This is a genomic window from Variovorax sp. 01T432, assembly GCF_056398605.1.
Genome location: NZ_JBFTPS010000032.1, coordinates 65,453 through 77,624 on the forward strand (window position 1 = coordinate 65,453; position 12,172 = coordinate 77,624).

13 protein-coding genes, 1 tRNA gene and 1 riboswitch are annotated in these 12,172 nt (G+C 66.9%); of the genes, 13 read left to right on the top strand and 1 reads right to left on the bottom strand.

Features of this window, described 5'->3' with window-relative positions:
• The first annotated feature begins 9 nt into the window (after nucleotides 1-9).
• From AC1DNF_RS22650 to AC1DNF_RS22680, 7 genes are all read left to right on the top strand, one after another.
• On the top strand, nucleotides 10-1,788 hold the full coding sequence (locus AC1DNF_RS22650) for a nitrite/sulfite reductase (protein WP_478150877.1): 1,779 nt from the start codon (nucleotides 10-12) through the stop codon (nucleotides 1,786-1,788).
• On the top strand, nucleotides 1,785-2,183 hold the full coding sequence (locus AC1DNF_RS22655; RefSeq protein ID WP_478150878.1) for a DUF934 domain-containing protein: 399 nt from the start codon (nucleotides 1,785-1,787) through the stop codon (nucleotides 2,181-2,183). Before AC1DNF_RS22650 ends, AC1DNF_RS22655 begins: the two co-directional genes overlap by 4 nt.
• 62 nt (nucleotides 2,184-2,245) lie before the next feature.
• Nucleotides 2,246-3,052 carry a phosphoadenylyl-sulfate reductase gene (locus AC1DNF_RS22660; RefSeq protein WP_478150879.1) on the top strand — a complete coding sequence of 269 codons (807 nt, stop codon included), beginning with the start codon at nucleotides 2,246-2,248 and terminating at the stop codon, nucleotides 3,050-3,052.
• Nucleotides 3,053-3,062: 10 nt separating this feature from the next.
• A complete protein-coding gene (gene cysD, locus AC1DNF_RS22665) occupies nucleotides 3,063-4,016 on the top strand; it encodes a sulfate adenylyltransferase subunit CysD (RefSeq protein WP_478150880.1) in 954 nt (317 codons plus the stop codon).
• The gene (locus AC1DNF_RS22670) at nucleotides 4,016-5,353 is read left to right on the top strand and encodes a sulfate adenylyltransferase subunit 1 (RefSeq protein ID WP_478150881.1); all 1,338 of its coding nucleotides are present in this window, start codon (nucleotides 4,016-4,018) and stop codon (nucleotides 5,351-5,353) included. Before cysD ends, AC1DNF_RS22670 begins: the two co-directional genes overlap by 1 nt.
• 40 nt (nucleotides 5,354-5,393) lie before the next feature.
• Entirely contained in the window at nucleotides 5,394-5,723 is a 330-nt protein-coding gene (gene fdxA, locus AC1DNF_RS22675; protein ID WP_478150882.1) for a ferredoxin FdxA, read from the top strand.
• A complete protein-coding gene (locus AC1DNF_RS22680) occupies nucleotides 5,681-6,745 on the top strand; it encodes an NAD(P)/FAD-dependent oxidoreductase (protein ID WP_478150883.1) in 1,065 nt (354 codons plus the stop codon). Before fdxA ends, AC1DNF_RS22680 begins: the two co-directional genes overlap by 43 nt.
• A gap of 44 nt (nucleotides 6,746-6,789) precedes the next feature.
• Nucleotides 6,790-6,899: riboswitch (TPP riboswitch) on the top strand.
• Between the two features lie 156 nt (nucleotides 6,900-7,055).
• Here AC1DNF_RS22680 and thiD read toward each other — a convergent pair.
• Complete coding sequence (gene thiD / locus AC1DNF_RS22685; protein ID WP_478150884.1) at nucleotides 7,056-7,901, bottom strand: bifunctional hydroxymethylpyrimidine kinase/phosphomethylpyrimidine kinase; 846 nt, start codon at nucleotides 7,899-7,901, stop codon at nucleotides 7,056-7,058.
• A gap of 47 nt (nucleotides 7,902-7,948) precedes the next feature.
• Here thiD and AC1DNF_RS22690 point away from each other — a divergent pair, with 47 nt between their 5' ends.
• The 6 genes from AC1DNF_RS22690 to AC1DNF_RS22715 all read left to right on the top strand — a co-directional run bounded on the left by AC1DNF_RS22690 (nucleotide 7,949) and on the right by AC1DNF_RS22715 (nucleotide 11,836).
• Nucleotides 7,949-9,070, top strand: coding sequence for an FAD-dependent oxidoreductase (locus AC1DNF_RS22690; protein WP_478150885.1), 1,122 nt, complete (start codon nucleotides 7,949-7,951; stop codon nucleotides 9,068-9,070).
• Nucleotides 9,058-9,255 carry a sulfur carrier protein ThiS gene (gene thiS / locus AC1DNF_RS22695; protein WP_478150886.1) on the top strand — a complete coding sequence of 66 codons (198 nt, stop codon included), beginning with the start codon at nucleotides 9,058-9,060 and terminating at the stop codon, nucleotides 9,253-9,255. The genes AC1DNF_RS22690 and thiS overlap by 13 nt, the downstream gene beginning before the upstream one ends.
• 10 nt (nucleotides 9,256-9,265) lie before the next feature.
• A complete protein-coding gene (locus tag AC1DNF_RS22700; RefSeq protein WP_478150887.1) occupies nucleotides 9,266-10,090 on the top strand; it encodes a thiazole synthase in 825 nt (274 codons plus the stop codon).
• A 14-nt stretch (nucleotides 10,091-10,104) separates the two neighbouring features.
• Nucleotides 10,105-11,028, top strand: coding sequence for a thiamine phosphate synthase (locus AC1DNF_RS22705; RefSeq protein ID WP_478150888.1), 924 nt, complete (start codon nucleotides 10,105-10,107; stop codon nucleotides 11,026-11,028).
• A 73-nt stretch (nucleotides 11,029-11,101) separates the two neighbouring features.
• Nucleotides 11,102-11,177 (top strand) — tRNA-Asn (locus AC1DNF_RS22710).
• Between the two features lie 254 nt (nucleotides 11,178-11,431).
• Nucleotides 11,432-11,836: an FHA domain-containing protein gene (locus AC1DNF_RS22715; protein WP_478150889.1), complete on the top strand. Its 405-nt coding sequence runs from the start codon at nucleotides 11,432-11,434 to the stop codon at nucleotides 11,834-11,836.
• The last annotated feature ends 336 nt before the right edge of the window (nucleotides 11,837-12,172 follow it).

The window sequence follows — 12,172 nt, forward strand, 5'->3', positions numbered from 1 at the left end:
ATTCACACGATGTACCAATACACAGATTTCGACCGCCAGTTCGTGCACCTGCGTGCCGCGCAATTCCGCGACCAGCTGGAACGCTGGCAGTCAGGCAAATTGTCGGAGGAGGAGTTCCGTCCCCTGCGGCTGCAGAACGGCTGGTACGTGCAGCGCTATGCGCCGATGCTGCGCGTGGCGGTGCCCTACGGCGAGCTGTCGAGCCGGCAGCTGCGCGCGCTCGGAAAGATTGCGCGCGTCTACGACGAGCCCGAAGCCGAGGTCTACAAGCACGCCCTCGCCACCCAGGCCAAGCTCGGCACCCACAAGCTGCCGACGCACTACGCGCACTTCACCACGCGCACGAACGTGCAATACAACTGGATTCCGCTGTCCAAGTCGGCGGACGTGATGGACCTGCTGGCCTCGGTCGACATGCACGGCATCCAGACCAGCGGCAACTGCATCCGCAACATCACGACCGACGAGCTCGCCGGCGTGGCGATCGACGAGATTGCCGACCCGCGCCCCTTCGCCGAGATCATGCGGCAGTGGAGCACGCTGCACCCCGAATTCGCCTTCCTGCCGCGCAAGTTCAAGATCGCGATCACGGGCGCGACGGAAGACCGCGCCGCCACGGGCTGGCACGACGTCGGCCTGCACCTGCTGAAGAACGAAGTCGGCGAACTCGGCTTCCGCGTGCAGGTGGGTGGCGGCATGGGCCGCACGCCGATCATCGGCACCGTGCTGCGCGAGTTCCTGCCCTGGAACCAGATCATGAATTACATCGAGGCCGTGGTGCGTGTCTACAACCGCTACGGCCGGCGCGACAACATCTACAAGGCGCGCATCAAGATCCTGGTGAAGGCCGAGGGCCAGCGCTATATCGACGACGTCGAAGCCGAATACCGGCAGATCGTCGAACACGACGGCGCGCCGCACACCATCACGCAAGACGAACTCGATCGCGTGAGCGCGTCCTTCGTGCCGCCGACGCTGGCGACGCGCGTGTTCCGCAGCGCCGAGGAGACCGACGCCGACCTGCGCGCCCAGGCCGCCGACGACGTGATGTTCGCGCGCTGGCTGCAGCGCAACGTCGCGCCGCACAAGAACCCAGCCCTGCGCGCCGTCACGCTGTCCTTCAAGCGCCGCCTTCAGGCGCCCGGCGACGCCTCGGCCGACCAGCTCGACGCGGCCGCCCGCCTGGCCGACCGCTTCAGCGCCGGCGAAGCCCGCGTGACGCACGATCAGAACCTGCTGCTGCCCTGGGTCCACGCCGAAGACCTGCATGCCCTCTGGCTGGCGGCGCGCGAGGCCGGCTTTGCCAGCGCCAACGTGCATCTGCTGACCGACATGATCGCCTGCCCCGGCGGCGATTTCTGCGCGCTGGCCAATGCCCGCTCGATCCCCATCGCCGAAGCCATTACCGAGCGCTACCAGGATCTCGACGAGCTCGACGACCTGGGAGAGATCGACTTGCACATCAGCGGCTGCATCAACTCCTGCGGCCATCACCACAGCGGCCATATCGGCATCCTCGGCGTCGACAAGGACGGCAAGGAGTGGTACCAGGTCACGCTGGGCGGCTCCGACGGCTCCGCGCTGAGCGGCAGCGCCCAGCCGGGCAAGGTGGTCGGCCCCTCCTTCTCCGCGGCCGAAGTGCCGGAGGTGATCGAGGCCGTCCTCAACACCTACCGCGACACCCGCGAAGCCGGCGAGACCTTCATCGACACGTTGCGCCGCGTGGGCCTGGATTCCTTCAAGGCCGCGGCCAACGGCGCGCGCTTCAAGGTCGAGGAGGCCGCATGAACAAGACATTGAAGCTCATCGCCGCCGAAGACCATGTCGACAACGGCGAGCCGAACGTGATGCAGCTGCCCAACGACGCCGACCCGCTGGCCATCGAGGTGTGCCTGGCCGACGTGGAACGCATCGACCTGAATTTCCCGAAGTTCACGGATGGCCGCGCCTACAGCCAGGCCTTCCTGCTGCGCCGGCGCCTGGGCTTCCAGGGCGACATCCGCGCGACCGGCGACGTGCTGATCGACCAGTTGGTGCAGATGCAGCGCACCGGGTTTTCGAGCGCGGTGCTCAAGGAAGGCGTCGACGCCTCCGCGGCGCAGCGCCAGTTCGACCGCTTCGCCGCCTTCTACCAGGGGGACGCGGTGCAAGCCACGCCGATCTTCAAGCGCGAAACCGCCTGAAGCCCGGTCGATCTCCCAGCCTCCCGACAACCAGCCAGCGCACACGCCAAGCCACCCTCGCCATGAACGCCATCTCGCTCTACGCCAAGCCCTCCGCCGATTTCGACGAAAAGCTCGCCGAGAGCGTGGCGCTGCTGCGCGGCGCGGCGAGCGAGTTCGCGCCGATCACCCAGGCCTCCAGCCTGGGCGCCGAGGACATGGTGGTGACCGATCTTCTGCATCGTTTCCAGGTGGAATCCGGCATCTTCGTGCTGGAGACGGGCAAGCTGCACGCGGAGACGCTCGGCCTGCTCGACACGCTGCAGTCGCACTACGGCCGCGAGGTCGAGGTGTACCGGCCCGTCGAGGAAGATGCCGCGGGCTTCGTGGCCAAGAACGGCGAGGACGCCATGTACCGCAGCCTGGAGTTGCGCAAGGCCTGCTGCCACATCCGCAAGATGGAGCCGCTGGAGCGCGCCCTCGCGGGCAAGCGGGCCTGGATCACGGGTTTGCGGCGCGAGCAGTCCGGCGCGCGCGCCGAGGTCGAATTCATCGAGCAGCAGCCCGAACGCGTCAAGGTGAACCCGCTCGCGCGCTGGACCTGGGGCGACGTGTGGCACTACATCGCCACCTGCAACGTGCCCTACAACCCGCTGCACGACCAGTTCTACCCGAGCATCGGCTGCGCGCCCTGCACGCGCGCCGTGACCCTTGGCGAGGACTTCCGCTCGGGCCGCTGGTGGTGGGAGCAGGAAAGCGCCAAGGAATGCGGCCTGCACGTGGCGGCCGACGGCAGCCACGAGGGCGAGGAGCCGGCGGCTTTCGAACCCTCTTCCGCCGTTTCCCCGCTCCCGAACCGCGCCATTCCCATCCGTGCCATTCCGAACTGAACCCCGCTCCATGAACGCCCGTACCGAACCCGAACTGTTGCAGCCGCACGTGCAGCCGCTGGTGCATCTCTCCAATACGCAACTCGACGCGCTGGAGGAGGAGACCATCTTCATCCTGCGCGAGGTCGCCGCATCCTTCGACCGCCCGACCCTGCTGTTCTCGGGCGGCAAGGATTCGCTGGTGTTGCTCAAGTGCGCGGAGAAGGCTTTCGGCGCCGGCCGCATCCCCTACCCGTTGCTGATGATCGACACGGGCCACAACTTCCCGGAAGTGACGGCCTTTCGCGACCAGCGCGCCCGGGAGCTCGGTGCCGAGTTGATCGTGCGCAGTGTCGAGGACTCGATGAAGCGCGGCACCGTGCGACTGGCGCATCCGGGCGAATCGCGCAACGTGCACCAGTCGGTCACGCTGCTGGAAGCCATCGAGGAATTCCACTTCGACGCGCTGATCGGCGGCGCTCGCCGCGACGAGGAAAAGGCGCGCGCCAAGGAGCGCATCTTCTCGCACCGCGACAGCTTCGGCCAATGGCAGCCCAAGGACCAGCGGCCCGAACTCTGGACGCTGTTCAACACGCGCCTGGCACCCGGCGAACACTTCCGTGTGTTCCCGATCTCGAACTGGACCGAACTAGACGTCTGGCAGTACATCCAGCGTGAAGACATCGCGCTGCCCTCGATCTACTACACGCACAAGCGCGAGGTGGTGGAGCGCCGCGGCCTGCTCGTGCCGGTGACTGAACTCACGCCCCCGCGCGACGGCGAAAAGGTCGAACTGCGCGACGTGCGCTTCCGCACCGTGGGGGACATCACCTGCACCTGCCCGGTCGACAGCCTCGCGGCCGACGCCGCGGACGTCGTGATCGAGACCCTGGCCGCCGACGTGAGCGAGCGCGGCGCGACACGAATGGACGACAAGACCTCCGAAGCCTCCATGGAAAAGCGCAAGAAAGACGGGTACTTCTGATGACGACCGCAACTCCAGTCCAGACGAGCTCCGAGGCGCTGGCGAACATCGGCGCGGCCTTGCGCTTCATCACCTGCGGCAGCGTGGACGACGGCAAGAGCACCCTGATCGGCCGCCTGCTGGTCGACAGCAAGACCGTGCTGCAGGACCAGCTGGCCGGCGTGCAGCGCGGCGGAGAGACCGACCTCGCGCTGTTGACCGACGGCCTCTCGGCCGAGCGCGAACAGGGCATCACGATCGACGTGGCCTACCGCTACTTCTCGACGGCGCGGCGCAAGTTCGTGATCGGCGACGCGCCGGGCCACGAGCAGTACACGCGCAACATGGTGACGGCCGCATCGAGCGCCGACGCCGCCGTGGTGCTTGTCGATGCGACCAAGCTCGCCTGGGCGGCGGAGTGCGAGGACGGCGAAGTGGTCCGGCGCGAGCTGCTGCCGCAGACCCGCCGCCACACGCTGCTGTGCCACCTGCTGCGCGTGCAGTCGATCGTGTTCGCGGTCAACAAGCTCGACGCCATCGACAACGCGGAACTCGCCTTCGAGCGCATCTCGTCGGCGCTGCGGGATTTCGCCGACGCGGCCGGCGTGAAGGTCGCGGCCACGGTGCCGATCTCGGCGCTCAAGGGCTGGAACGTGGCCTCGCGCCATCCCGATTGGGCGGGTTACGAGGGGCCGAGCCTGCTCGAACTGCTGGAGCAGCTTCCGGTGACCGCGCAGGACGAGGCCGTCCCCTTCGCCTTTCCGGTGCAATGGGTCGAGAAATTCTCGGCTTCGGCCGACACCTCGCGTGGCCGCCGTGTCTTCTGGGGCCGCGTCGCCAGCGGCCACGTCGAGCCCGGCCAGCGCGTGACCGTGCTGCCCAGCAACCAGAGCGCCATGGTCGCCCAGGTGCTCAGCCATACGCGCGAACCGAAGACGGTCCACGCCGGGCACAGCGCGGGCATCGTGCTGGACCGCGAACTCGACGTCTCGCGCGGCGACTGGCTGCTCGCGCCGGATGCCTTTCAGCCCGTGCGCGAGATCACGGCCACGATCGCCTGGCTCGACGACGAGCCGCTCGTGGCGGGCCGCGTCTACTGGGCGCTGCAAGGCCATCGCTGGGTGAAGGCCAAGGTGGCGCGCATCGTCGATCGCGTCAATATCACGACGCTCGATTCCGAGCCCACCGACCATCTGGAGGCCAATGCCATCGGTGACGTGGTGCTGAGCCTGCAGCAGCCGCTGGCGGTGCTTCCCTTTGCCCAATCGCGCGCGCTGGGCTCGCTGGTGCTGGTCGACACGGCCTCGCACAGGACCTCCGCCGCGGTGCTGGTGCGCCCTGCCCTCACAAACGCCTAAAATCCGGGCTTTTCCCGCTCACCTCTTCGTCTGCCACGCCATGACCCACGTCGTCTCCGAATCCTGCATCCGCTGCAAATACACCGATTGCGTCGACGTCTGTCCCGTGGATTGCTTCCGTGAAGGGCCGAACATGCTGGTGATCGACCCCGACGAATGCATCGACTGCGCGGTGTGCATTCCGGAGTGCCCGGTGAATGCGATCTATGCCGAGGAAGACCTGCCGGCCAACCAGATCGCCTTCATCAAGATCAATGCCGAGCTCGCCGTGGCCGACGGCTGGAAGAGCATCACCAAGCGCAAGCCCGCCCTGCCCGATGCGGAAGAGTGGAAAGACAAGACCGACAAGATCTCGGAGCTGGTGCGCTGAGCACGAACCCAAGCCCCATTGAAACCGACGCGCTGATCATCGGCGCCGGCCCGGTCGGGCTGTTCCAGGTCTTCCAGCTCGGCCTGCTGGAGATCTCCTGCCATGTCGTCGACGCCCTGCCCCGTGCGGGCGGCCAATGCGTCGCGCTCTATGGCGACAAGCCGATCTATGACATTCCCGGGACGCCCGTGACCACCGGCCGCGGCCTCGTGGAATCCCTGCTGCGGCAGATCGCGCCGTTCAAGGCGCAGTTCCACTTCGGCGAGCAGGTCGCGACGCTGAAGCGCCAGGCCGACGGGAGGCTGCTGCTGACGACCTCCAAGGGCAGCGCCTTTCTCGCCGGCACGGTCTTCATTGCCGCGGGTGTCGGTGCCTTCGTTCCCAGGCGCATCGCCATCGACGGCATCGAGCGTTTCGACGGCACGCGGCTTTTCTACCATCCCGAGTCGCTCGACCGCTTCGCCGGCCAGACCGTGGTGGTCAACGGCGGCGACGACACCGCGCTCGACACCGCGCTGGCGCTCGCCGGCCGCGCGAAGCAGGTCACGCTGGTGCATCGGCGCGATGCCTTCCAGGCCGAAGAATCGACCGTGGCCGCGCTGCGCGAACGCGTGTCCGCGGGAGCCATGCGCTTCGTGGTGGGCCAGCTGGCCGCCTTCGATGGCGCGCAATTGCAGGTGACCACACCGGACGCGCAGACCGTCGCCCTGCCGCTCGATGCGCTGATTGCCTGCCTGGGCATCTCGCCCCGGCTCGGACCCATCGCGGACTGGGGTCTCGAACTCGATCGCAAGCAAGTGCCGGTGGATACCGAAAAGTACGAGACGCGCGAGCGCGGCGTGTTCGCTGTCGGAGACATCAACACCTACCCAGGCAAGAAGAAGCTCATCGTCTGCGGCTTCCACGAGGCCACGCTGGCGGCCTGGGCCGCGACGGAGATCGTGTTTCCGGACAAGTCCGTGCCGCTGCAATACACGACGACCAGCACGCGGCTGCACGAGTTGCTGGGCGTCAAGCACTAGGCATCGCGGCGCGGCTCTACAATGCCGTCTGCTTCGCCAGATTGAAGCAACGCTAGGGGTGCCGGCCCGCAACACGACGTTGCAGGCCGGCTGAGAGAGTCCCTTTGAACCTGATTGAGGTAATCCTCGCGCAGGGAAGCTGGTCCGGCGGCCGTCACGTCATCTCGCGTGCCGGCCCCACCACCGGGCCTTGCACACCTGCCAAACAATTTGCATGGGAGCAAATGGATGGCACACCTGAACGACACGACGCCACGCGGCGCGAATGAGGCGCTGACGCCGCTTCATGAAGCGAGGCGCGCCGGCCGGGTCACTCGCCGGGCAGCGGCAGCCGAATCATCGGCACTGGCGCAAAACCATGGTTGAGCGGACCATGACCCGCGCCGACCCGGACGTCGGCACCGGCCGCCATGGCGGCAACGACATAGCCGCGCGCACGCTCCACCGCCTCGGGCAGCGCATAGCCGAGCGCAAGATGCGCGGCGATGGCGGACGACAGCGTGCAGCCGGTGCCATGCAGGTTGCGGCTGGCGATCCGCTCGGACGAGAGCCGCAGCCGTTCGCCATCGGACTCCGCCAGCAGGTCGACCACGTCGTTCCCGGGCAGGTGCCCGCCCTTGAGCAACACCGCGTGCGCGCCGAGCGCGAGCAACTCGGTGGCGGCATCGTCGAGCGCGTCCACACCATCGATGGCATGGCCGATCAGCAGCGCGGCCTCATCGAGATTGGGCGTCACGACCACGGCGCGCGGGAACAATTCGCGCACCATCACCTGGACGGTCTCGGCGGCGATCAAGCGGTCGCCGCTGGTCGCGACCATGACGGGGTCGAGGACGACGTTGGGCAGCTTGTAGCGGTCGATGGCCCACGCCACCACTTCGACGATCTCCGGCGCGTGGAGCATGCCGAGCTTGACCGCATCGACGCCGATGTCCTCGACCACCGCCTGGATCTGCGCCTTCAGAAAGGCCGGCGGCACGCCGTGGATGGCGGAGACGCCCAGCGTGTTCTGCGCGGTGAGCGCGGTGATGGCCGTCATGCCATAGCAGCCGAGGGCGGCGAAGGTCTTGAGGTCCGCCTGGATGCCGGCGCCGCCGCCGCTGTCGGACCCGGCGATCGAAAGCACACGGGCATAGCGGGAAAATGCAGTAGTCATGTTGAAAATTATCGGCGACGCCATCCATGGGCGCGATTGAAGCTCCAATGAACAGCTCTTCCACCCTTCCCTTCCGCTCCGCCGCCATCCTCGGCGCCGGCCTCATGGGCCGCCTGCTCGCGGTGAGCCTGGCACAGGCTGGATGCAAGGTCGACGTCTACGAGGCGGGCGGTCCCCAGGCCGAGGGCGCCGCCGCGCGCGTGGCGGCGGCGATGCTCGCGCCCTTGGCCGAGTCGGCGGTGGCGCCGCCCTCCGTGGTTCGCATGGGCTGCCACGCGCTCGACCGCTGGCCCGCGCTGATCGCCTCGCTGGCAGCGCCCGTGTTCTTCCAACGCGAAGGCACGCTCGTGCTGTGGCACCGGCAGGATGCACCCGAGGCGGCGCGACTCGCCCGCGTGTTGTCGCATACCGTCGAAGTCGTGCCCGAACTGCCCGCCATGGAGACGCTCGATGCCAGCGGCATCGCGGCGCTGGAGCCCTCGCTGGGTCAGCGCTTCGGGCAAGGGCTGCTGCTGCCCGACGAAGGCCAGCTCGACAACCGCGCGCTGCTCGCCGCCCTGCTCGCCACCTTGGAGGCCTTGCCCGAAGTGCAGTTGCACTGGCACGCGCCGCGCGCCATCGATGACTTCGCGCCGGGCACGCCGGGCCAGCCCGAGCGTGTGATCGACTGCCGCGGTTTCGGCGCCCGGCCGCAATGGAGCGGCCTGCGCGGCGTGCGCGGCGAAGTCATCCGCGTGCATGCACCCGAAGTCACGCTGCGGCGGCCGACCCGCCTTGTTCATCCGCGCTATCCCATCTACATCGCGCCCAAGCCCGGGGATGTGTTCGTGATCGGCGCGACCGAGATCGAGTCGGACGACATGTCGCCAGCCAGCGTCCGCTCGACGCTCGAGCTGCTGAGTGCGGCGTACTCGGTGCACAGCGGCTTCGCCGAGGCGCGCATCCTGGAGATCGCCACCCAATGCCGGCCGACCTTGCCTGACAACCTGCCGGCCTTCAGGCAACCGAGCCCCGGCGTGATGCAGATCAATGGCCTGTACCGGCACGGCTTCATGATCGCGCCCGCCATCCTCGACGTCGCGCTCCAACTGCTCGCGACCGGACACTCCACGCTCGCGAGCCGCTTCGATCTCGCGCCCAGCCTGGACACCCAGCCATGCACATCCTGATCAACGACGCACCCTACACACTGCCGCCGCAGGCAACGCTGGCTGATGCGATCGCGCTCATCAACGCGGCACCGCCTTTCGCCGCGGCGGTGAATCGCCAGTTCGTGCCACGTTCGAACTATGCGTCGCATGCACTGCAGCCCGACGACCGAATCGAAGTTATCCGCCCCGTGACGGGCGGCTGAGGCAATGCCAATGACTCCCATCAACGAAACCCCCAACGATCCGCTGGTTCTCTACGGCCAGACCTTCCAGAGCCGCTTGCTGCTCGGCACCGCGCGCTACCCTTCACCCGACGTGCTCGAAGCGGCCGTGCGACGCGCGAGGCCGGCGATGTTGACATCCTCCCTGCGCCGCCAGACGGCCATGCCGAACAGCGCGGGCAGCGACAACGGCTTCTGGGATCTCCTGCGAAAGCTCGATGTCCCGGTGCTTCCGAACACGGCTGGCTGCCACAGCGTGCAAGAGGTGATCGCGACCGCTCAGATGGCGCGCGAGCTCTTCGACACAGCTTGGATCAAGCTCGAACTCATCGGCGATGACTACACCTTGCAGCCCGACACCTTGAACCTCGTGGACGCCGCATCCCGGCTGATTCGCGATGGGTTCAAGGTCCTGCCCTATTGCACCGAGGATCTGGTGCTGTGCCAGCGGCTGGTGGATGTCGGCTGCCAGGCCGTGATGCCGTGGGCCGCACCGATCGGCACCGGCCGCGGGCCCGTGAATCCCTACGCACTGCAGGTGCTGCGCGAGCGACTGTCGGTGCCGCTGCTGGTCGATGCCGGGCTCGGCCTGCCCTCCCACGCGTGCCAAGTCATGGAATGGGGCTACGACGGTGTGCTGCTGAACACGGCAGTCGCGCTGGCGCAGGATCCGGTCGCCATGGCCGGCGCCTTTGCCGACGCGGTGCAGGCGGGCCGAAGCGCACGCCGCGCCGGCGCCATGACGGCACAGGAATCGGCGCAGCCGAGCACACCGGTTCTGGGTACGCCGTTCTGGCATCACGCTTCTTCCCAATGATCGCAACGCACACCATGAACGACCCTCAGTCCATCGCGAACGCCATCGTCTCGGCACATGCGCCGCGCTTCGGCGAAACGACGAACGCCGTGGTGTCCTTCTCGTCTGAAGACGCGGTCTATCGCGGCGCCAAGCAGGGCTGCGCGAGACTCGGCTTCATCGATGTCGATGCGGAGTGCCTCGCCTTGGCGTGGCACGCGCAGACGCGACGCATCGGTGCGTTCGACGCTCATGCGTGGCCCGAGTCGCCGGCGGACTTCGGCATGCGGCCGTTTCCGCCGGGTGCACGCGAAGACGCGTTCCCGCCCTGCCCCGAAAGACTCGGGCTCTACGCGGTCCTGCCCGATGCGCAGTGGGTGGGCCGCATGGCACGCGCCGGCGTCCCGACCGTGCAGCTGCGATTCAAGTCGCAGGATCCGCTGGCCGTCGCGCGCGAGGTGCAGGCTTCGGTGAAGGCCGTGCAGGGCACCGGCGCGCTGCTCTTCATCAACGACCACTGGCGCGCCGCCATCGAAGCGCGGGCCTATGGCCTTCACCTCGGTCAGGAAGACCTCGACGCGTTGACGCCCGAAGATCTGCGGACGATCCGCGCATCGGGTCTTCGCCTCGGGGTGAGTACACATGGCTACGCTGAGATGGTGCGCGCGGATGCGGTGAGCCCGAGCTACATCGCGATGGGCGCGGTGTATCCGACAACATTGAAACAGATGGCGACGGCGCCGCAGGGAGTGGCGCGGCTTGCCGCCTATGCGCGCTTGCTGCGCGGCTATTCGCAGGTCGGGATTGGCGGTGTCGACGCGGCCCGCCTGCCCGACGTGTTGAATACCGGCGTCGGGTCCGTGGCGGTGGTCCGGGCTGTGGTGGCCGATCCGAATCCGGAGGACGCCGCAGCGGGGATGATGGAAACCATCGCTGCCTCATCGGCTCGGCATCAATAAATCTGAAGTTGTTGTGTTGTGTGGACGGACCGTCAGGAAGCCCGAAAAAACCACGCTATAATTTGAGGCTTGTTCCTCGATAGCTCAGTCGGTAGAGCGCCGGACTGTTAATCCGTAGGTCCCTGGTTCGAGCCCAGGTCGAGGAGCCACTATAAAGCCGCAAGGCAAACGGAAAGCCCGCTATCCATTGGTAGCGGGCTTTTTCTTTGCAAACCGTGGCCGCCGCGCCGGACTATCCAAAACAATAGCTGGCACTTATACAGACCTGCATATGACGCGCCCGGGTCCGCGTCCTATAAAGTACCGCACCCTTCCGGAGCAGTCGGCGGGCGGCGACAGCAGCAACCGGGCGACACTGTCAGCATCGCTTGGCGATGCTCTTCTTTCACTGAAGGTACAGCGCATGCCGAAGCTCATTCTCTTGATGAACCCCGCGGCGACCCGACAGGTCGCGCTGAAGACCCTGGACACGACCATCGGGCGAGCGCCGACCAATGACGTCGTTCTCGATGATGAGCAGGCCAGCCGCTTTCATGCCGTGTTGACGATCGACGGTCCTTTCGTTGCGATCAAGGATCTCGACAGCCGCAACGGGATCACTGTCAACGGTGTGACGGTGAAGAGTCAAATCCTGGTCACCGGCGATGAAATCTCCATCGGCACTTGCAGGATGCGCTTTCTGGCGGACGACCAGGAATTCACTGCCATCGAAGCGCTGCGCCTCATGACAATTCCCGGACTTCTGGTCAATCTCGATGCGCTCGCGCCACCTGCACCTGCGGTTTCGAGGCAGCAGTCCAATTCCTAGCGCAACCCCGGCGAAGAGCTTGCTGCCGCCGGTTCGTGTTCGAGGCGAAGCGCCTTGTATCTTTCAGGGTCGCTGACCAATAGTGGTCGAAGGCTGTGGGGCTTGTGGGCGAAGGCGGGCGCGGTGGGCAACGCGCAGCGTTGTCCACGGCAAGCCTGCCGGTGCGGCGCCAGCCGCATCGTCCACMAATCCACAGCCCCGCGCGCCATTGGCAGCACTGGTTTCGGACCTGCTCACCCAACCCGAGGCGCCTCTGGGCTTTGAAGCCCGTCTCTGAGCACTGGGTGGGTGAGCGGGACCGTTCTTTCGCAACCCGAACGGTTGTTGGAACCAACA

Excerpts from the sequence above, each read along its gene's own strand:
- thiD (WP_478150884.1), bottom strand. The coding sequence starts at position 7,901 with ATGACTACTGCATTTTCCCGCTATGCCCGTGTGCTTTCGATCGCCGGG.
- AC1DNF_RS22705 (WP_478150888.1), top strand. The coding sequence starts at position 10,105 with ATGAACGACCCTCAGTCCATCGCGAACGCCATCGTCTCGGCACATGCG.
- AC1DNF_RS22650 (WP_478150877.1), top strand. The coding sequence starts at position 10 with ATGTACCAATACACAGATTTCGACCGCCAGTTCGTGCACCTGCGTGCC.
- AC1DNF_RS22715 (WP_478150889.1), top strand. The coding sequence starts at position 11,432 with ATGCCGAAGCTCATTCTCTTGATGAACCCCGCGGCGACCCGACAGGTC.
- AC1DNF_RS22660 (WP_478150879.1), top strand. The coding sequence starts at position 2,246 with ATGAACGCCATCTCGCTCTACGCCAAGCCCTCCGCCGATTTCGACGAA.
- AC1DNF_RS22690 (WP_478150885.1), top strand. The coding sequence starts at position 7,949 with ATGAACAGCTCTTCCACCCTTCCCTTCCGCTCCGCCGCCATCCTCGGC.
- AC1DNF_RS22655 (WP_478150878.1), top strand. The coding sequence starts at position 1,785 with ATGAACAAGACATTGAAGCTCATCGCCGCCGAAGACCATGTCGACAAC.
- thiS (WP_478150886.1), top strand. The coding sequence starts at position 9,058 with ATGCACATCCTGATCAACGACGCACCCTACACACTGCCGCCGCAGGCA.
- AC1DNF_RS22670 (WP_478150881.1), top strand. The coding sequence starts at position 4,016 with ATGACGACCGCAACTCCAGTCCAGACGAGCTCCGAGGCGCTGGCGAAC.
- fdxA (WP_478150882.1), top strand. The coding sequence starts at position 5,394 with ATGACCCACGTCGTCTCCGAATCCTGCATCCGCTGCAAATACACCGAT.
- cysD (WP_478150880.1), top strand. The coding sequence starts at position 3,063 with ATGAACGCCCGTACCGAACCCGAACTGTTGCAGCCGCACGTGCAGCCG.
- AC1DNF_RS22700 (WP_478150887.1), top strand. The coding sequence starts at position 9,266 with ATGACTCCCATCAACGAAACCCCCAACGATCCGCTGGTTCTCTACGGC.